Origin of the sequence: Stenotrophomonas maltophilia (assembly GCF_013464485.1) — a bacterium.
GTDB lineage: Bacteria > Pseudomonadota > Gammaproteobacteria > Xanthomonadales > Xanthomonadaceae > Stenotrophomonas > Stenotrophomonas maltophilia_AW.
In genome coordinates this window covers 1-459 of sequence record NZ_RAUX01000090.1, presented here as the reverse complement: position 1 = coordinate 459, position 459 = coordinate 1, and the positions used below count along the sequence as shown (strand labels likewise).

Sequence of the window (459 nt, the reverse complement as noted above, 5' to 3'; positions counted from 1 at the left end):
AAACGCCACAGTGATCTTCGAGCGTACGTCATGCGTGATGTTGCGTTGGTTCTGTCATCACCCTGCAAAAAAGTGCTTGACGAAATCTGCAGGATCTCTAGAATTCGCCCCCTTGCTGCAGCGCACCGCTTCTTCGGAAACGGCACGCAAACAGCAACGCCACCACCGACGAACGAGATGATCGAACAAAGGTGTTGACGGACTCGAAAAGTCCGGCATAATAGGCGGCTCGCAACGACGAAAGACCTTCGGGCCCAACGGCGAAGCGGCATCGGCAACAACGTCCACTCCGGTGAGGCGGCCTTTGAAAAAAGGTGTTGACGAAGYGGAAAAGYCGGCTATAATGGGCGGCTCGCTACGAAGGAAACTTCGCAGCACACGGGAAYGGCGCTGAGGCCACTTCCCACGATCTTTGAAAGTATGCGCAGGTATCTTGTGAAGGCGCCTGCAGGAAGGATG

1 protein-coding gene is annotated in these 459 nt (G+C 55.3%); it reads left to right on the top strand.

Annotated features, from left to right (window positions below; genetic code table 11):
- The coding region (locus D7Y61_RS22500; RefSeq protein WP_219628106.1) for a hypothetical protein at window positions 1-198 on the top strand (198 nt) is incomplete at its 5' end.
- Window positions 199-459: the final 261 nt, after the last annotated feature.